The organism is Tamlana flava (assembly GCF_041287255.1).
GTDB classification, from domain to species: Bacteria; Bacteroidota; Bacteroidia; order Flavobacteriales; family Flavobacteriaceae; genus Tamlana; species Tamlana flava.
The window spans coordinates 850,065-868,729 of the sequence record NZ_JBGGTX010000001.1 but is presented as its reverse complement, the minus strand read 5'-3'; the positions used below and the strand labels follow the sequence as shown (position 1 = coordinate 868,729).

Genomic DNA, 18,665 nt, shown 5'->3' with positions numbered 1-18,665 from the left:
AAGTTTTATATTGTATTCTGAAAAGAACAGTCCAACACAGAAAAATAATAAATTGACAATTCCTTTCTTAAATCTACAACTTGAGGAAAGATACAATTATTTCAAATTAAGGCAAATATTAACTTTTCAAATGCTCAGTGTTTTTAATTAGCTGTAGAGGTTGTAATTTTTGCTAAATACAGTATGATTTATTTTTCAATTATAACCAAGGCCTTTAAAATGTTATCATCCAATTAACTTTTTATACTTTTGTAACATGAGTAAACCCCTTACCAAACAAGAATTACACAATCTTGCCATGAACCATGTTGGAAAGGAATTGGAGCAACGCGGTTTTGAGTTTATTGCTATTAACAGTAAGCTGAAAAAGCATCCGCAATTTGTCTGTATCGATAAAAATAAACAGTATTACTTTGTTATTGTAAGAGCAGTAATTTTACCTGACAATCCCAATAATTACGATGTGGTTTGGATGGAAACATTTAAGCGGCACGCTAGAGAGCAAGATGCAAAAGTGTTGTATGCAGGTGTTGGTATTGGTAGTTTAAATGGCGAAAAGTCACCCATTTACCTGGGCGAAGAATACTTAATGGAGTATAACGGTATTCAAGTTATTGAAACGAATCTTAATTAATTGAAAAAAATACTATTAACAATCATAGTTCTTTTTGTTTCATGTAAAGCGGAAATAAAAAACACCAAACTTACCGGTCTCGTTTTTGGAACGACCTATAAAATTATTTACCACGCCGAAACCAATTACGAAAAGCAATTTGATAGTTTATTTTATGTGATAAACAAATCAATGTCTACTTATCAGCCCAACTCAATAATTTCTAAATTGAATAGAAATGAGATTGAAGAAGTTGATGACCATTTTGTTCGCGTTTTTGAGGCTTCAAAGAAAATTTTCGAAGAAACCAAAGGTGCTTTTGATCCCACAATTGGAGCTATTGTAAATGCCTGGGATTTTGGCCCAGAGGGAAAAATTGTCAATTTGGACAGTTTAAAAATTGATAGTTTGATGCTTTCGGTTGGTTTCGATAAAGTAGAACGGATTCACAACAATATTTTAAAACCTCAAGGTACTTTTATTGATTTCAATGCCATTGCCAAAGGGTATGGCGTAGACGTTATTGCTGATTTTTTAGAGACTAAAGATGTTTCGGACTATTTGGTTGAAATAGGTGGCGAAATCAGGACAAAAGGCATTAACCAAGAAAAGAAAACCCTATGGAAGGTTGGTGTGGAAATGCCTCATTTTGATGGAACGCAGTCTATTTTAAAAGCCATTGCTTTACAGAATAAGGCTATGGCTACTTCAGGAACGTATAGAAAATTTAAAGTTGATGAAGAAGGCAATCGATATGCTCATATTATTGATACCAAAACAGGATACCCTAGTAAAACAAACTTATTGAGCATTTCAGTTATTGGTAAACATTGCATGGAGGCTGATGCTTATGCTACGGCGTTCAAGGCCATGGGCATGGAAAAAGTAATAATGTTTTTAAACTCGCACCCGGAGTTACAAGTGTTTTTGATTTTTGAAAATGAAAGTGGAGAATTGGAAACACTATCGCTAAACGGATTTCCCGAAGATTGATGTCATGCTGAACTTTATTCAGCATCTAAAAAAAAATACATTTAACTTTACTCATTAATTGGATGGTAATGATAAGTTATTTTTTTACCACAGGAATAATTTCGCCTTTTGCCAAACAAAATTTTTCAATATCCACCATAGAAAGTTTTCGGGTATAATCAACTTCTTCAACCTTAAAGCCAATAGCTTGAAGCTTATCAAAATAATCACGACCATAAACCCGAACATGATCGTACTGCCCAAATATTTTGGCGCGTTCTTTTTTGTCGGTTATCGAATCGTCTTCAAATGTTGTTTCCCTATTCAAATCCTGTGGAACTTGAAAAATACCCATGCCGTTAGGTTTCATTACCCTAAACAATTCACTCATTGCCTTTTTGTCATTTGGGATATGTTCCAAAACATGATTGCACAGAATAATATCAAATTCGTTGTCGCTAAATGGAAGATTGCAAATATCGGCTTTCACATCGGCCAATGGTGAATTAAGATCTGTTGTCACATAATCCAAATTGTCCATTTTCCTGAAACGCCTGAAAAAGGCTTGTTCGGGTGCGAAGTGCAAAACTTTCAATTTGGCTGAAAAAAAATCGGTTTCATTTTTTAAATATAACCAAAGCAACCGATGCCGTTCCAAACTTAATGTTGAAGGCGATAAAACATTGTTTCGTTGTTTGCCATAGCCGTAAGGCAAAAATGTTTTAAAGCTTTTACCGTCAATGGGATCGGTGAATTTTGAGCCTTTTAAAAACAAAGCTAAAACTGGGCGAACAACATAACTCAGCCTAATCAATAAGGGTCTGGGAATGAAATTAAGTACTAACTTGAACAGTTTTTTCATCAATGTTATAGCACTAATGCTTCGCGACGAAATTCTACTTCCTCATCACTTTTTATACCAAGGGCTTCATATATATACGCAAAAGTTGAAAGAAGTTCTGGTTTACCATCAATAAGGGCTACGTCGTGTTCAAAATGTGCAGAAGGTTTGCCATCTTGGGTAGTGATGGTCCAACCGTCCCTATGTTGTTTTATGCGCTGTGTTCCCATATTTATCATAGGCTCAATGGCAACTACCATACCTTCAATAAATTTTTTGCCCCGCCCGCGTTTGCCATAGTTGGGCATCTCTGGGTCTTCGTGCATTTTACTTCCCAAGCCATGGCCAACCAATTCCCTGACCACGCCATATCCATGGTCTTCACAGTATTTTTGAATGGCATAGCCAACATCGCCCACACGATTGTTAGTCTTAAACTCTCTAATGCCAATGTATAAAGATTCCTTTGTTACTCGGAGTAGTTTTTCGGTTTTTGAATCAATTTCTCCTACGGGAAATGTATATGCATGATCGCCGTAAAAACCATTTTTAAGCGCACCACAATCAATAGAGATAATATCACCTTCAACTAAAGGGTCGTTATTGGGAATACCGTGAACAACTTGTGAGTTTGGACTCATGCAAAGGGTGTTTGGGAAATCATATAAACCCAAAAAACCTGGAACGGCCCCATGGTCCCTAATACATGTTTCGGCAATTTTATCCAACTCAAGCGTTGTTACACCTGGTTTAATTTCCTTAGCTAATTCACCTAAAGTTTTTGATACAATTAAGGCACTTTCACGCATTAATTCAATCTCTTCTCTTGTTTTTACAATAATCATAACTATAAATTATAGGAATGCAAAGATACTCAAAAACTTAAATGCATTTATATTCAGAATAACTCCTGTTTTTGCTTAATTGAAAAGCCCAAAAAAGCCTTTCTTTTTTAATTTTAGCGGTGGTGCAGATTCGTCTGTTAGCATAAGGTACACTTCGCCCCATCCGGGAAAGCCACCAATATTCCTGTCGTCAATAAACAAATCGGCATTAATTTTTCTGCTAATATCATTGGAGAATTCTTCCTCAGGAAAACTTTTGTTAACGGCATAAAAGGTAATACCCTTATCTTTACAAAATTTAACGGCTTCATCAAGTCTGCTGCCACATCTATATGTCCATAAAATAAGTCGATGGCCATCTTCCTGTAACTTCTTTAAAGTTTCGAAGGCAAAAAGAACGGGCTTCCCTATTTTAGGGTAGGCGTCTTCAACGATGGTACCATCAAAATCGACTGCAATTATGAGTGTATCGTTAAAATTCATTTCGATTTAAGGCGTTAAATTCAATGCAAAGTTAAACTATTATGCTTTAACCAATGCATGTTGGGTCATAGCCGCAGGTTGCTCCACATTTAAAATTTTCAAAATAGTTGGTGCAACGTCACCCAAAATACCATCTTTAATCTCTTTGAGGTCTTTATCTATCAAAATAATAGGCACTGGGTTTGTTGTATGTGCTGTATTTGGAGAGCCATCAGGGTTAATCATAGTTTCGCAGTTGCCGTGGTCGGCAATAAGAAGGGTAGTGTACCCATTTTCCAAACCGGTGGTTACAACATCCTTAACACAGGCATCAACAGCTTCACAAGCTTTAATGGCTGCTTCCATTACGCCAGTGTGGCCAACCATATCACCATTTGCAAAGTTAAGGCAAACAAAATCGGCCTCACCCTTTTCAAGTTCAGGTATTAGGGCATCACGCAATTCATAGGCACTCATTTCTGGTTTTAAATCGTAGGTCGCTACTTTTGGCGAATTTCTCAGAATTCGTTGCTCACCATTAAAAGGGGCTTCGCGTCCACCAGAAAAGAAAAATGTAACATGCGGATACTTTTCAGTTTCAGCAATGCGAATTTGTTTCTTATTGTTTTTCTCTAAAACTTCGCCCAAAGTTTCGGTAAGGTTTTCTTTGTTGAAAATTACTTTGATGTTTTTGTATGTATCGTTATAATTGGTAAGCGTTACATAGTGCAAATCAAGTTTTTTCATGCCAAAATCCGGGAAATCTTCTTGAGATAATACCTCTGTAAGCTCTCTACCACGGTCGGTTCTAAAATTAAAGAAAACAATAACGTCGCCATTTTTTATTGAGGCAACTGGCTCGTTGTTATCGTCTACTGCGATTATTGGTTTTATGAACTCATCGGTAACATCATTGGCATAATTTTTCTCTATTGAGTTTACAAGGTCTTCAGATTTTTCACCAACACTGTTAACAAGTGCATCATACACCAATTTTACACGTTCCCAACGCTTGTCTCTGTCCATGGCATAATAACGTCCAGAAATTGTTGCTATTTTAGTGCTGGTACCTTCTATATGAGATTGAAGCTGTTTTACAAAACCCACTCCGGATTTTGGGTCTACGTCACGGCCATCTGTAAAGGCATGAACATAGGTTTTTTTCAATCCGAAATCATTGGCAGCATCAATTAAGCCTAAAAGGTGATTGATGTGTGAGTGAACGCCACCATCACTTAAAAGACCTAAAAAATGAACATCTTTGTTATTGGTCTTGGCATATTCGAAAGCGTCAACCAATACTTTTTCTTTGTTGAGTGTTTTATTTTGAACGGCTAAATTAACTTTTACTAAATCTTGATAAACAATTCTGCCAGCGCCCAAATTCATGTGGCCAACTTCACTATTTCCCATCTGTCCCTCGGGCAAACCAACATGTAGGCCATCCGTACGTAATGTTGCGAACGGATATTTTTTGTACAAAGAGTCTATAAAAGGTGTGTTGGCATGGTCTATGGCAGAAACTTTTGGATCTGGTGAATTTCCCCATCCATCAAGTATCATTAAAATAACTTTTTTGTTCATTTTTTGTTAAAGTTTTAAGATGTTGCAAAGATAAAGAAGTTTAGCAGAAAATGAGATAAATCGTCTTTCAAATACTACGTTAGATAAGGGTTTTTATGAATTTTTTAAAATGAAAGTGTTCCGTTAATGTTATGCTAATTAAACGTTAAAAATACGTTATAAATACTTTTTTGTGTAACGGGGTCAAAAAATTGTCGTCTCTTTAATAGATCAAAAAACGTAATCATTTAACAAATTAAAATCTTTCATCATGAAAAAAACAATCATCATTTCCGCAATCGCATTATGCTTTTCAGTAGCATTCTTAAATGCAACTCCAGAACATTCAACTAAAAATTACAATGTAGAGGCTTATTTTAAAGTGAACTCTTTTTGTGTCTCAATTGCTAAAGGCGACTTAGAAACTGTTCAAAAACTGATAGCCAGAGGAGCGGATGTAAATGCCAAATCAAATGGAATGACTCCAGTTATGTATGCTGCTAAGTTTAACAGAACCGATATTTTGAGACTTTTAATAACACATGGAGCTGACCTAAACGCAAAGTCTGACAAAAAAATGACGGCTTTGAAATATGCCGAATTACATGGAGCAAAGGATGCTGCAAAAATCATTAAAAAAACATTAGCGAAAGCTGATAAGAAAAAATAATTATAAAACCATTCCATAATTATTTCGAGTTAGTCACTCTTAAAAAGCCCTGAAATTCAGGGCTTTTTCTGTTTATTGGTTTTTATATTTTTCTATAGCTTCTTCTATTTTTTCTATTCTATTGTCCGGATCCGGATGAGTACTCTGAAATTCTGGAACTCGGTTTGGACCAGTCGCTGCTTTTAAAATTTCCATAACACCAATCATCTCCCGTGGGTTATAACCCGCTTTAATCATAAATTTTACGCCCAAGTCATCACTTTCCAACTCGTCACTTCTTCCGTTAGTCAGCAAAGTGTTTTGGCCAATGCCACTTATTAAACCACCCATATCAGCACCTACTGCACCTGCTGTTGTCAGCCCTTGCCAATATTCACTCTCTGCAATGCGTTCGGCACTATGCCGTCCTAAAACATGGCCTATTTCATGCCCCAAAATACCAGCTAGTTGATCTTCGTTCTCTAATTTTGAAAAAAGCGCATAGGTTATAAATATTTGTCCACCGGGAAGAGCATAAGCATTTATGGTATTCTGGTCGTTGAGTAAATGAAACTCATATTTATAAGGTGTTTCTCGTGCTATACTACTGTTTACCAATTTGCTGCCAACATTATCAACCAAAGCTTGATATTGATTGTTGGGATGCAAGCCACCATACTGCTCTGCCATTTGCGGTGCACTTTGTAAGCCAATGGCAATTTCATTTTCAGGCGACATAGAAATAGTTTGCGTTCTACCCGTATATGGGTTAACCTCTTGCTGGCTGCATCTTTTTATCACAAAAAACAATGCAATCACAACACCAATAAGCAGCCTATATTTTAGATTTCTTCCTCTCATTTTACTTGCATTTCAGATACTAAAATTATAAAAATATCACTTACAAATTTATGACACTAATCTATTTGAAATGTCACATTAAAAAAAATTAAAGCACTTTATACATCACAAAATGAAGGCCAATGGTTTCAATATTAAAAGGCTTTCCTGTAATTTCATAACCATTTTTCCTATAAAAGTTTATGGCTACTTCACGCGCATTGCACCAAGCAATTTTAGCGTTTTTCTTTTTTATCATTTGTTCTCCAAAAATTAATATTTGATGCCCCAAACCTTTTCCTTGAAACTCATTTAAAACAGCCATGCCCCTTAGTTGGTATTGCGGGCTTTCAGAAATATTAGGATTGTTCGCTTTAAAAAATGAACAAACACCTAATAATTTTTCTTCACTGAAAATGCCTAAATGAAAAGTGGTGTCCAAATTATCCCCGTCAAAAATGCATGTATGTTTTGGTTTTCCCATTCGTAAAACAGGATGCCTTACTTCATGGGTCTTTTCAGGTCCGATAAGTCTTATGTTATAGTTTATGGCGATGACTTAAATTTTAGAATGATGTATTTCAAACATAAAGAATATTTTATGGAAATACTTACCTTAGAACAAAACTTTTTTTATGTCTATTGAATTTAAAATAATAGAAAAGGAAAAAATTAATTTGGTCATTCCATTGGTTGAAAAATTAAACGATTACAAAGTGCCTTTTGATATTTTGGAACAGCGGTTTTCAGAAATGGTGTTCATTGAAAATTATGAATGTGCTGTTATCTATGATGCAGATAAGATTGTAGGTGTTTCAGGTTTATGGTTCTGCACCAGGCATTATTCCGGAAAGAGTTTGGAAGTTGACCATGTTGTTATACACGAAAACTATAGAGGCCAAGGTCTAGGCAAGGCTTTTTTTGATTGGATTTATGAATATGCCAAAACTAAGGGGTGTGAGGCTGTTGAGCTAAATACCTACGTGAGCAACTTTAAATCGCATAAGTTTTATTTTAATGAAGGCTTTAAAATATTGGGCTATCATTTTTTAAAAAAGTTGTAATTTTTTCTTTTAAAGGAAAGAACAGTTTGTATATATTTGCAGCATGGAAAGGCGGGAGTAGCTCAGTTGGTAGAGCGTCAGCCTTCCAAGCTGAATGTCGCCGGTTCGAACCCGGTCTCCCGCTCTAGAAACCCATCAAAATTTGATGGGTTTTTTATTTTAATTGGTTTAGTGATGTTCCAGTCTCTACCTCATATGGTACTTTGTTGTACTCGAAAATTCTAGCAGATAATTTACCTTTCAAAGTAATTGATTTTCCGGATACATGCAGCCAACTGCCTTCTCTCAATCCAACAACTGGCGGCGTATTGTAAGCATGAAACTCTTTTATTCTTGTTTCTCTAGTTTCGCCCATGTGTTTACTCGACAGATCAGGGTCCAAATAATGTGGGTTAATGTTAAATGGTATGAGCCCCAAAGCATTAAAACTTGGTGGATACACAATGGGCATATCGTTGGTTGTTTTTATGCTTAAGCCACAAATATTGCTTCCGGCGCTCGTTCCCAGATAAGGTGTTCCGCTGTTTACAGCTTCTTTAAGGGAATTTATCAAGTTGTTTTTATAAAGTTGATAAGTTAACACAAAAGTATTGCCGCCACCAACAAAAATGCCTTCAGCATTATTTATGCCTTCAACGGGATTTTCAAATTCGTGCAAACCTTTTACTACTTTACCGATTTTTGAAAAGGCTACTCTCGCTTTTTCTGTATAAGCATCAGGTGAAATTCCGCTTGGTCTTGCATAGGGTATAAAAACAATAGTTTTGGCATTTTTAAAAAACACCCTGAGTTCATCTAAAATATACGCTAAATACCCATTGCCATGAATGGTTGAGGTGCTTGCTATTATAAGGTTTTTCATCCAAATAAGGTTTAAGTGTAAAGCTAATTAAAAATATAGTTTCCGAAATATTTTAATGCCCAATTCTTTAAAAACTGAAAATAAAGTGGTATTTTCAAGAAAGAAAAAATACAAGCTTTGAAAAAAATAATTTTCTTATTGGTACTTTTAGTTTCGGTATCTTCGGTTTCCCAGAACATAAATAGAATTACGGTTTTTGGAAAAATTATAGTTGAGGATAATGATCTAGCAGGCATCACCATTTTTAATGCATCATCCAATACGGGTACGATAACTGATGACAATGGTGAGTTTACTTTACTAGTTGCCTTAAACGATGTAATTGAAGTCAGTGCTTTGCAATATCAAAACATCAGCTTCAAAATTAACGAGGACATCATACAGTCAAAAAAGATGAAGCTTTTTTTGATAGAGGAAATCAATAAATTAGACGAGATTATCATTATTACCAACGAGTTAACGGGTAATCTTAACGTGGATGCAGAAGCGGCCTCCCCATTTAAGCCTAAGTTGGATGCCCTGTATTTTGGGGTGAAAAATAGTAGGGAGTATGATTTTGAAAAAGATTACAAAACCGGAGTGAAAAACGAAGCGATGAATAGTGAAGGTGTTGCGGTGGTTAACGGATTAAATGTAGTGAATGTAGTGGACCAATTGTTGTTGCCGTTGTTCAGGTCTAAAGTGCCAAACAATAAAAAATCTACTGTGCCCGATGTTCCGATAGAATCAATAAAATATTATTTCGGTTCGGAATTTTTGATGGATAATTTTAATATACCCGAACATCGTGTCGAAGATTTTATTCAATATGTACAAGCTGATGACTTCGATTTTTCATTGCTTAATTATGGAAAGGAAATGGAGTTTCTTGATCTTCTAACCAAAAAAAGTAAGGTGTTTTTAGGTGTAGGTAAATAGATCAAAATTTATCTTTAACAAAATATTACAACCCATTTACACTTACCTTAAGATTTGAAATACGTTCTTTATGCTTTTGATTAGAAAAGTTGAAGCAAAAATTACTTTTCGGTTTTGTGTTAATTTCAAATATAGTTAACGCCCAATATGTTGAAATATCGGGACGTGTTAAAAGTGCTTCAGATAACGAAAACATTCATGTTATAAATAAATCGTCACAACAGTTTACAATTACCGATAAGAACGGGAACTTCAAAATTCTGGTAAAACTTAAAGATACCTTATCTCTTTCATCAATTCAGCATAAGCCCAAAGAAGTCCTAATTTCAAAAGATATTCTTGCCATAAAGGCTATCAGAGTACTTTTAGAGGAACGTATTAATGAACTTGATGAAGTGATTGTTGGAAAGGTTTTAACAGGCGATTTAATGGCTGATATAAAAAATGTAGAAGGCAACCCGCCTATAAATTTCTTCGATGTTGGTATTCCAGGCTACACAGGCAAGCCAGCTACACAAAGCGAAAGAAGATTAAGTGAGGCAGGCGAATTTAAACCAAAAATGTTGCTGGGGCTTTTGGGAGGTGGAGTTCCGTTAAATCCTATATTAAATGGTATTTCAGGGAGAACAAAAATGCTTAAAAACAGGGTGGAAATAGAAGAAAAGGAAGCTTTGATGCTAAGGATTAAATCCAAACTTTCAAAGGATTTCTTTGCATCAAATCCTTTGGATGATGATTTAAAAATGGACTTTTTTTATTTCTGCGCAGATGACCAAAATTTTATAAAACGTTGTAAAGGCAAAACCGACTTTGAAGTTTTAATTTTTCTGAGAATGAAATGCCGGCAGTATAAAGAAAACCTGAATATAGCGGAAGAATAATTTCTTTGGAATACTTTTTGAAAAGAGTACATTAGCCTAAATTTTTACAAATGAAATTTTTAAAACCCATAGTTTTAGTTTTTGCTCTGTCATTTTTGTCCTTTTCCACGCTGCACGACTACTACATCAGTGTTACGCAAGTGGAATACGTTGAAGATAAGCAGTCCGTTCAAATAATTTCTAGAATATTTCTTGATGATTTTGAAAGTGCTTTGCGCACGCGTTACAATGAGACCTTTACCTTTGGGGGAGAAACAGAAACAAAGGATTTAGACACATACATTGAACGTTACTTACGAGATAAAATGGCTTTCAAAATTAATGGTCAAAAAGCGGATTTTGTTTATGTAGGAAAAGAATATGATATTGATATTATAAAATGCTACCTTGAAATTGAAGGAGTGGACCATATTGATTCATTGGAAATTACCAATAAGATTTTGTTCGATTTAATTCAAGAACAGCAAAACATGGTTAAAACAAAAATTAATTCCCGCCAAAAAAGCTTTTTGCTTATTCCACAAAAGGACACAGCAGTGTTAAAGTTTAATTAAAACGAAGATTTTTATCTGTACAATTTATTAATTTCGACTTCTTTTTATGATAATTTTCTAATGAAAGTTATCAAAAAGCATATTTTTTTAAACAAAATTTAAAAATAAGTAATGAAACAAATCGCTTATCTCTGCCTCTCGCTTATACTTATGTCATCTGCATTGTTTGCTCAAGAACAAGAAGCAAACGCACTCAAAAAAGGGCATACCAATACCAACAAGTTTAGGCAGTTGTATGATGAATTTTCAACCCCAAACATGTTTAGATCGGCATCTGGTGCACCAGGACCAGCGTATTACCAACAGCAGGCAGATTATAAAATGGATATTGTTTTAGACGACAAAATTTCCAGAATTACAGGCTATGAGACTATTACGTACACTAATAATTCACCAGATGAGTTAAAGTATCTTTGGGTACAACTTGAGCAAAACAAAAGGGCTAAAGATTCCAAATCTCCGTTAATTGAATCTAGTGGGGTGGCACCCGTAATGTTTCCAAATGCCTTTACTAAAGAATTTATGAGTGAGCCTTTGGAACGCGGTTTTAATATTTTGGAAGTCAATGATATCAGCGGAAAGCCTCTTCCGCATACCATTAATAGAACTATGATGCGCGTGGAGTTGCCAAAACCAATGAAGCATGGCGATAAATTTTCATTTTCCGTAAAATGGTGGTACAATATTAATGACCATGTTGTTGAAGACGGTCGTTCTGGTTACGAATACTTCCCAAAAGATGGTAATAAAGCTTATGTAATTGCCCAATTTTTTCCGAGAATGGCTGTTTACAGTGATGTTGAAGGGTGGCAAAATTCTCAGTTTTGGGGGCGTGATGAGTTTGCTCTCCCTTTTGGAAATTATGAAGTTAACATCACGGTACCAGCCGATCATATTTTGGATGGAACAGGAGTATTGACCAACAGAAAAGAAGTTTATACTAAAACGATGTTGGAGCGTTATGAAACTGCCAAAAGATCTTATGATAAACCCGTTTTAATCGTCAATCAAACTGAGGCCGAGGCTGCAGAAAAAGGTTTTTCTGAACAAACAAAAACCTGGAAACTTAAGGCTGAAAATGTTCGCGATTTTGGTTTTGCCACATCAAGAAAATTTATTTTGGATATGATGGCCGTGAAAATTGGTGGTAAAGATGTTATGGCTGTCTCCATGTATCCTAAAGAAGGAAATCCACTTTGGGAGGAATGGTCAACTCGCGTCGTGGCCAGCACTTTAGAATCTTTTTCAAGAATGACTTTTGATTATCCATATCACAAAGCCATATCAGTGCACGCAAAACAGCAGGGTATGGAATATCCCATGATTTGTTGGAACTATGGCCGGCCAGAGGAAGATGGTACTTATAGCGACCGTGTAAAATATGGTATGATGGGAGTTATAACCCACGAAGTTGGGCATAACTTTTTTCCAATGATTGTAAATAGCGATGAGCGTCAGTGGACATGGATGGACGAGGGTTTAAATACATTTGTTCAATATGTAGCAGAACAGGATTTCGGAGAGAAATATCCATCAGCTTTATCACCTCAAGACAAACATTTTCCATCAGACCGAGGACCAGCTAAAATGATTATACCTTATATGGGTGGTGACCAAAATTTTATCGCTCCAATAATGACCAAAGGACTCAATACCTACCAATTTGGTAACAACGCTTATGGTAAGCCAGCCACCGCTCTAAATATATTAAGAGAAACCGTTATGGGGAGGGAGTTGTTTGATTATGCCTTTAAGGAGTATGCAAATAGATGGATGTTTAAACACCCAACTCCAGAGGACTTTTTTAGAACCATGGAAGATGCTTCAGCATTTGATTTGGATTGGTACTGGAGAGGTTGGTTTTATACCACAGATTGGGTTGATATTGGCGTTAAGGAAGTTAAAAAATATTTCGTGTCTGATGAACCAAATGCCTATATGAGAGAATATATGGAAGAGCGCGGTGTAAAAAGAAATCAGTTAAAGCCTTTGGTTTACTTGGTTGAAGAAGGAAGTGAAGACTTTAAGGAAAAGATGAAAACCAAGTCTCTTTTAGAAAACTCCAAACCGCTTCAAGAGTATATTATGGATAATTTCACACCAGAAGAACGAAAATCCATCAAGGAACCAAAGTATTTTTACAATGTAACCTTTGAAAAACCAGGCGGTTTGGTTATGCCAATAATTGTGGAATATACCTATGCAGATGGGACCTCAAATCAAGTAACTTATCCGGCGCAAATATGGAGGTTCAATGATAATGAGGTGAGTAAAGCCATTGCTTCAGATAAGGAAATTGTTAGTATAACTGTAGATCCAAACGAAGAAACAGCCGATATTGACACTTCAAATAACTCATGGCCTCAAAAAATTCAGCAAAGTGATTTTGACCAATTTAAAGAGAAAATTAAAGGTTAAAAACTAAAGCATTGTTAAAGTCGATTTTTAAAATCGGCTTTTTTTTATTGTGACCGAACAACTCATTATATTTGTACCGTGATACAACTAGCTACATTTTTATTTATTAGTGGTGCAGAGATAGCCTTTATACTATTTATTGTCATCATGGTTTTTGGTGCAGATAAATTGCCCGAAATTGCTCGTGGGCTAGGAAAAGGAATGCGTACCCTTAAAGATGCCACCAACGATATTAAGCATGAAATCACCAAAACGACCGAAAAGAATGGCATTGATACAAGCATCACTCAAGATGTAAAAAAAGAACTCGATAAAGTAAAGGATGATTTAGAAGATTTTACGGGTTCAGTTAAACGGAAGTTTTAGCAGTTAGTCATTTCGTCGATGTGCATTTCATCTATTAATCCAATTCTTACGACATTTTAACGAAATTTTAATTTTCATTTTACTTTAAAAAATACCTTCGGAGTCCCGAATCTATAATTTTTATTTAAAATGAAAACGAACCTACTACTCTGTTTTCTTTGTGTTTCCATGTTGGCTTTTGGAAAAAAAGACAGAGAGACTATCAAGATAATTGATGATATCAATTCTTCAGCATTAAGTTTTTATAATAATAAAGAAATTGTAAAATCCTTTAAGGAATTTATAAAAGCTAGGGCGTTATCAGATTCCATTCAAGACCATTATGGCTACGCAATTGCCAATTATAATTTGGGCAATATTTATAGTCTAATGGAAAACTATAAATCTGCAGAAGAGAGTTACAGGACGGTACTAGTAGCTTTGAAGACTGTAAACGACAATGATTTGGTGTCGGGTTCATATTTCAGCTTAGGTAAAATTTACAAGGAAAAGAAGGAACAGGATAAGGCCATTGGGTACTTTGAAGAAGCCTTAAAATATACCTTAATAAACGAGTATCAAATAGGTTCTGAAAACAAGCAAATCCAAAATCTGCTTTTTGATATCCGAATTAATTTAGCCGAGTTGTACATAGATAAAAATAATCTAGAACAAGCTTTAATAAACCTTTTAAAGATTCAGGAATACTTAAAAATCGAGCCTGTAAGCAAAAATATAGAAGGGTGTTTTAAGTACATTTATGGCACATACTATGCCCGTAAAGAACTTTATAATAGTGCCAATACTGAATTTAAAGAAGCCATTGGATTACTGGAAGCAAACAAGGAAAGTATTGATTTATCCCTTTTGAGCAAAATTTATATGCAATTGTCCATTTCTTTGGCTAAATCGGGTAAAAGTGCCGAGGCCTATCTTACATTGTTAGAACACAACAAATATAAAGAGCAACTTATTGATGAAAAGAAGTTGGAACGGGCTGAAATTACAAAATCAAAACTACTTATTGAGGATTATAAAAACAATGCCTCTTTAGCCAATATAGAGAGATTGGAGCAGCTTGAAATTGCCAATAGAATAAAAAAGATTAACGGTATAATCGTCATTTCCCTTATCCTATTGTTGATTTCTGTTGTGACCATTTACATTGGATATGTTTCAAAAAGGAGGTTGAGTAAAACCCTTAAAGAAAGAAACAATGAATTGGAAAAGGCCAAAGATGAAGCCTTAAAATCATCTGATCTTAAAACAAAATTCATTTCTAACGTATCACACGAATTGAGAACGCCACTTTACGGTGTTGTGGGTATAACCTCATTATTATTGGATAGCAGTAACTTGAACAACAGAGATAGAAAGTACCTGAAATCATTAAAATATTCTGGTGATTATCTTTTAAACTTAATAAATGATATTCTGCAAGTTAGTAAAATGGAGTCCAACAAGGTTGAACTTCAAAATGTATCAGTTAATTTGGAACGTTTGTTGGAAGACATTGCAAATTCATTTGAATATAGACTGGTGGAAACAAACAATAAAATTAAAATAACCATTGATAATCATGTGCCCGAACATATCATATGTGATAATGTTAGGCTTTCCCAAGTCTTAATCAATTTAATTGGGAACAGTATCAAGTTCACAACCAATGGAAACATTGATTTAAGGGTAATCCTGTTAAGTTTAGATGCCAAAAATGTAGGATTAAGGTTTGAAGTTGAAGATAATGGCATTGGTATACCCAAAGACAAATTTGATAGTATTTTCGATAATTTTTCGCAACTAAAGGATAGTAATGTGAATTACAAAGGTACTGGTCTTGGACTTTCTATAACTAAAAATTTAGTGGAGCTATTCAACAGTAAAATAAACTTGAAAAGCACTGAAGGTATTGGAACAACGTTTAGTTTCGAGGTGGATTTTGAAATAGAAAAACAAGCAACAACGGTTTCTGATCATGAGAGATCAAGAAATGCTTTGGAAGTGCCTGAGGAAAAGTATGAAATCTTAATAGCCGAAGACAACAAAATAAACCAAGTGGTAACCAAAAATTTGTTGGAGAAAAAGGGTTACTCATGTACCATTGTTCAAAATGGTAAAGAGGCTCTGCAGGAAGTAAGCAGTAAGAATTATGACCTTGTGCTCATGGACATTAATATGCCTGTTATGAGTGGAAATGAGGCTACCCAAGCGATTAGGGAGTTTAACGCTGCCATACCAATTATTGCTTTAACTGCAGCGGATATTGATGAGATTAAAATGATGTACAAAGGTGTAGGTTACACTGATGTGGTTATAAAACCATTTGACAACTATGAGTTTTTCCATGTGATAGCTACCCATATCCAAAACTATAAAGGAGGGGGAAGATTAAATCTTAACATAGCATCATAGTGGATTTTTGCTAAAGTTTTCTACTAATGGTCAAACCATCCCGAATGGGCAAAACAACGGTTTCGACTCTAGGGTCTTCTTTTAATAGTTTGTTGTATTCAATAAGAGCAGGTGTTGAGGTATCGTCTTTCTTAAATTTGGTTTCTAAAACTTTTCCGCTCCAGAGTACATTATCCGATAAAATAATACCGCCAACATTTAGTTTGTTTATGATGGCCTCAAAATAGTTTGAATAGTTTTCTTTATCGGCATCAACAAAAATTAAATCGTACATTTTATTGAGTTTGGGAATAATATCCAAAGCATCACCAACATGTTGGAGGATTTGGTGCCCAAATTCAGATTTTTCAAAATATTTTCTTTGAAAATCAAACAGTTCTTCGTTGATGTCAATAGTGTCCAATTCGCCATTCTTTTGCATACCTTCAGCCAAGCATAATGCAGAATATCCTGTATAAGTGCCTATTTCCAGAATATTTTTTGGATTAACCAATTTTGAAATCATACTCAATAATCGGCCTTGGTAATGCCCACTTAACATGCGTGGTTGCAATATTTTTTGGTAAGTTTCTCTACTTAATTGCTGCAGTAATTCTGGCTCATCTTCAGAATGGGCTACTACATATTCATCTAAATCTTCCGGTAAAAAGTGCATTAACTCAATATTCTGTTGATTAATTTTTCTTTGGCTTTTTGGTCATCACCACAAAGCCATTGTATCACGTTGTCTTCCCAAATGGCATCATAATCATCTTGATTTATTATTTTTCTTTCCAAGGCCAAATCCAATATTTTTCCTGGATAAGACGATTGTTTGGCACTTTCCATTTCACCAAGTGGATAAGGGTCATCCAATCCCATAAGCACTTGTTTTGCTCCTTGATTTTCAATAAGAAGTTTTAACGAACCTGTATCGTGCACCAATGTATCAAAGAATATGTTTTTGTGCCCTACTGCTTTTCTTGGGTGGTGTTTGCCCTCAAACAAATCGGGTCTTCCATCAAAGCCTTGTATGCGCCTGCCCAAGTTAATTTGCGCCAATTGTCCACCATGGGCAAAACATGTGCGCATATTTGGGTATTTTTCTTGGTAGCCATTTAAGGTTAAAAAATGATAGGCGTCCGCACATTGGGCCAGCATCCAAATAAGATGGAAACGCCACGAAGTGTTTTCCAATTTTATGAATTTTTCACCGTCATACGGGTGAATTTCAACAGCCAAATTGTATTTACTCGCCAGCTCAAAAATAGGTTCATTTTCTTCGTCAAAAATACAGCGCCATGTACCAATGGTATCCATGTAATGCGTTGGCAAACATAAAAGTTGCATGCCATGGGTCTCCACACAACGTTCAATTTCCCAACAAGCACTTCTAACAAAACCGGGATGTACCACAAAACCACAGGTGAATTTGCTTGGGTGCTCATGCTGAATACGTGCATTAAAATCGTTTTGAAAGCGAAGTGCTTTTTTCATCTCTTCCACACGCAAACCATTTCCGTACAATTGTGATAGATTCAATACAACGGCATGGTCAATTTTGTAACGCTCCATCCATTCCAATTTTTCGTGAAGAAAGAAACTGGAATCCGTAACCGGTCTGCTCCAGTCTTTTTGAAGCATGAACTTTCGGTCTTTGTCCACCCAAAAAATACCCTTTTCTCGCATATATTCGGGAATTTCCTCGGGATAGGGAAGTAAGTGTGAGTGACCATTTATTCTGAGTTTACGCATTTCCATAGTCATTATTGCGAGGCATTTGCCGTGCAATCTTTATAATTAAATTAAGAGATTACTTCGCCATACAATCTTGTAATTACGAATGTAAATGATTAATCAATTTTAACTTTCTTTGGTGGTTGCATAACCGCCCCACAATTTGGGCAAGTGCGTTTTTCTTGGTCACCATAATATTTATCGAAAATTTTGGGCATATCGGTCTCAATATTGTCCAATGTGAAATCCTCACCGTATAATTTTGTATTGCAGTTTTCACAAAACCAAAGGAGGGCGTCACGCATGCCTTTAGGGCGCTTATATTCAATAACCAACCCAACAGTATTGGCGCCACGCTGTGGGGAATGTGGTACTTTTGGGGGCAATAAATAAATATCGCCTTCTTTGATGTGAACGTCTTTTGGAGTGCCATTATCAATTATTTTAAGAACAATATCACCTTCAATTTGATAGAAAAATTCGGGAGTTTCATTGTAATGATAATCCTTTCTGCTGTTGGGCCCACCAACCACCATAACAATAAAATCGGCATCTTTCCAAACCACTTTATTTCCAACAGGTGGCTTCAAAAGGTGTCTGTTTTCTTCAATCCAATCTTTAAAATTTAATGGAGAAACTAACTTGCTCATAGTTTATTTTTTTGTGCGTTACCACAGGGGTCGGGCTTTACGTTATTAGTTTTGGCTCGA

20 protein-coding genes and 1 tRNA gene are annotated in these 18,665 nt (G+C 35.5%); 11 read left to right on the top strand and 10 right to left on the bottom strand.

Going from position 1 to position 18,665, the window contains the following annotated elements; all coding sequences use genetic code 11:
- Window positions 1-256: 256 nt before the first annotated feature.
- Both ACB104_RS03800 and ACB104_RS03795 read left to right on the top strand, forming a co-directional pair.
- Window positions 257-634, top strand: coding sequence for a DUF8840 domain-containing protein (locus tag ACB104_RS03800; protein WP_370476947.1), 378 nt, complete (start codon window positions 257-259; stop codon window positions 632-634).
- Window positions 635-1,606, top strand: coding sequence for an FAD:protein FMN transferase (locus ACB104_RS03795; protein WP_370476946.1), 972 nt, complete (start codon window positions 635-637; stop codon window positions 1,604-1,606).
- A gap of 76 nt (window positions 1,607-1,682) precedes the next feature.
- Here ACB104_RS03795 and ACB104_RS03790 read toward each other — a convergent pair whose 3' ends face one another.
- The 4 genes from ACB104_RS03790 to gpmI form a co-directional block, all read right to left on the bottom strand.
- A complete protein-coding gene (locus ACB104_RS03790) occupies window positions 1,683-2,447 on the bottom strand; it encodes a class I SAM-dependent methyltransferase (protein WP_370476945.1) in 765 nt (254 codons plus the stop codon).
- A 5-nt stretch (window positions 2,448-2,452) separates the two neighbouring features.
- A complete protein-coding gene (gene map, locus ACB104_RS03785; protein WP_370476944.1) occupies window positions 2,453-3,271 on the bottom strand; it encodes a type I methionyl aminopeptidase in 819 nt (272 codons plus the stop codon).
- A gap of 75 nt (window positions 3,272-3,346) precedes the next feature.
- Window positions 3,347-3,754 carry a BT0820 family HAD-type phosphatase gene (locus tag ACB104_RS03780; RefSeq protein WP_370476943.1) on the bottom strand — a complete coding sequence of 136 codons (408 nt, stop codon included), beginning with the start codon at window positions 3,752-3,754 and terminating at the stop codon, window positions 3,347-3,349.
- A gap of 39 nt (window positions 3,755-3,793) precedes the next feature.
- Window positions 3,794-5,317, bottom strand: a complete 1,524-nt coding sequence (gene gpmI / locus ACB104_RS03775) for a 2,3-bisphosphoglycerate-independent phosphoglycerate mutase (RefSeq protein WP_370476942.1) — start codon at window positions 5,315-5,317, stop codon at window positions 3,794-3,796.
- Between the two features lie 250 nt (window positions 5,318-5,567).
- Here gpmI and ACB104_RS03770 point away from each other — a divergent pair, with 250 nt between their 5' ends.
- Window positions 5,568-5,966 (top strand): ankyrin repeat domain-containing protein, encoded by a 399-nt coding sequence (locus tag ACB104_RS03770; protein WP_370476941.1) that lies wholly within the window; start codon window positions 5,568-5,570, stop codon window positions 5,964-5,966.
- Between the two features lie 72 nt (window positions 5,967-6,038).
- Here the strand turns inward: ACB104_RS03770 and ACB104_RS03765 are convergent, their stop codons facing one another.
- Window positions 6,039-6,806 carry a M48 family metalloprotease gene (locus ACB104_RS03765; RefSeq protein ID WP_370476940.1) on the bottom strand — a complete coding sequence of 256 codons (768 nt, stop codon included), beginning with the start codon at window positions 6,804-6,806 and terminating at the stop codon, window positions 6,039-6,041.
- 88 nt (window positions 6,807-6,894) lie between these two features.
- Window positions 6,895-7,269: a GNAT family N-acetyltransferase gene (locus ACB104_RS03760; protein WP_370476939.1), complete on the bottom strand. Its 375-nt coding sequence runs from the start codon at window positions 7,267-7,269 to the stop codon at window positions 6,895-6,897.
- 151 nt (window positions 7,270-7,420) lie between these two features.
- On the opposite strand from ACB104_RS03760, the gene ACB104_RS03755 reads away from it, so the two are divergent.
- Both ACB104_RS03755 and ACB104_RS03750 read left to right on the top strand, forming a co-directional pair.
- A complete protein-coding gene (locus ACB104_RS03755; protein WP_370476938.1) occupies window positions 7,421-7,849 on the top strand; it encodes a GNAT family N-acetyltransferase in 429 nt (142 codons plus the stop codon).
- 51 nt (window positions 7,850-7,900) lie between these two features.
- Window positions 7,901-7,973: transfer RNA gene (locus tag ACB104_RS03750), tRNA-Gly, on the top strand.
- A gap of 30 nt (window positions 7,974-8,003) precedes the next feature.
- Here ACB104_RS03750 and pepE read toward each other — a convergent pair.
- Window positions 8,004-8,711 carry a dipeptidase PepE gene (gene pepE, locus ACB104_RS03745; RefSeq protein WP_370476937.1) on the bottom strand — a complete coding sequence of 236 codons (708 nt, stop codon included), beginning with the start codon at window positions 8,709-8,711 and terminating at the stop codon, window positions 8,004-8,006.
- Window positions 8,712-8,828: 117 nt separating this feature from the next.
- Between pepE and ACB104_RS03740 the strand changes: the two genes are divergently transcribed.
- The 6 genes from ACB104_RS03740 (at window position 8,829) to ACB104_RS03715 (ending at window position 16,239) form a co-directional block, all read left to right on the top strand.
- Window positions 8,829-9,629 carry a carboxypeptidase-like regulatory domain-containing protein gene (locus ACB104_RS03740; RefSeq protein WP_370476936.1) on the top strand — a complete coding sequence of 267 codons (801 nt, stop codon included), beginning with the start codon at window positions 8,829-8,831 and terminating at the stop codon, window positions 9,627-9,629.
- 89 nt (window positions 9,630-9,718) lie between these two features.
- Window positions 9,719-10,510 carry a carboxypeptidase-like regulatory domain-containing protein gene (locus tag ACB104_RS03735; RefSeq protein ID WP_370476935.1) on the top strand — a complete coding sequence of 264 codons (792 nt, stop codon included), beginning with the start codon at window positions 9,719-9,721 and terminating at the stop codon, window positions 10,508-10,510.
- Window positions 10,511-10,560: 50 nt separating this feature from the next.
- Window positions 10,561-11,064, top strand: a complete 504-nt coding sequence (locus tag ACB104_RS03730) for a DUF6702 family protein (protein ID WP_370476934.1) — start codon at window positions 10,561-10,563, stop codon at window positions 11,062-11,064.
- Between the two features lie 111 nt (window positions 11,065-11,175).
- Window positions 11,176-13,482: a M1 family metallopeptidase gene (locus ACB104_RS03725; protein ID WP_370476933.1), complete on the top strand. Its 2,307-nt coding sequence runs from the start codon at window positions 11,176-11,178 to the stop codon at window positions 13,480-13,482.
- 78 nt (window positions 13,483-13,560) lie between these two features.
- Window positions 13,561-13,848, top strand: a complete 288-nt coding sequence (locus tag ACB104_RS03720; RefSeq protein WP_370476932.1) for a Sec-independent protein translocase subunit TatA/TatB — start codon at window positions 13,561-13,563, stop codon at window positions 13,846-13,848.
- Between the two features lie 129 nt (window positions 13,849-13,977).
- Window positions 13,978-16,239, top strand: coding sequence for an ATP-binding protein (locus ACB104_RS03715; RefSeq protein WP_370476931.1), 2,262 nt, complete (start codon window positions 13,978-13,980; stop codon window positions 16,237-16,239).
- 10 nt (window positions 16,240-16,249) lie between these two features.
- On the opposite strand, the gene ACB104_RS03710 is transcribed toward ACB104_RS03715, so the two are convergent.
- From ACB104_RS03710 to ACB104_RS03700, 3 genes are all read right to left on the bottom strand, one after another.
- Window positions 16,250-16,894 carry an O-methyltransferase gene (locus tag ACB104_RS03710; protein ID WP_370476930.1) on the bottom strand — a complete coding sequence of 215 codons (645 nt, stop codon included), beginning with the start codon at window positions 16,892-16,894 and terminating at the stop codon, window positions 16,250-16,252.
- Entirely contained in the window at window positions 16,894-17,979 is a 1,086-nt protein-coding gene (locus ACB104_RS03705) for an amidohydrolase family protein (RefSeq protein ID WP_370476929.1), read from the bottom strand. The genes ACB104_RS03710 and ACB104_RS03705 overlap by 1 nt, the downstream gene beginning before the upstream one ends.
- A 92-nt stretch (window positions 17,980-18,071) precedes the next feature.
- Complete coding sequence (locus ACB104_RS03700) at window positions 18,072-18,605, bottom strand: 3-hydroxyanthranilate 3,4-dioxygenase (RefSeq protein ID WP_370476928.1); 534 nt, start codon at window positions 18,603-18,605, stop codon at window positions 18,072-18,074.
- Between the last annotated feature and the right edge of the window lie 60 nt (window positions 18,606-18,665).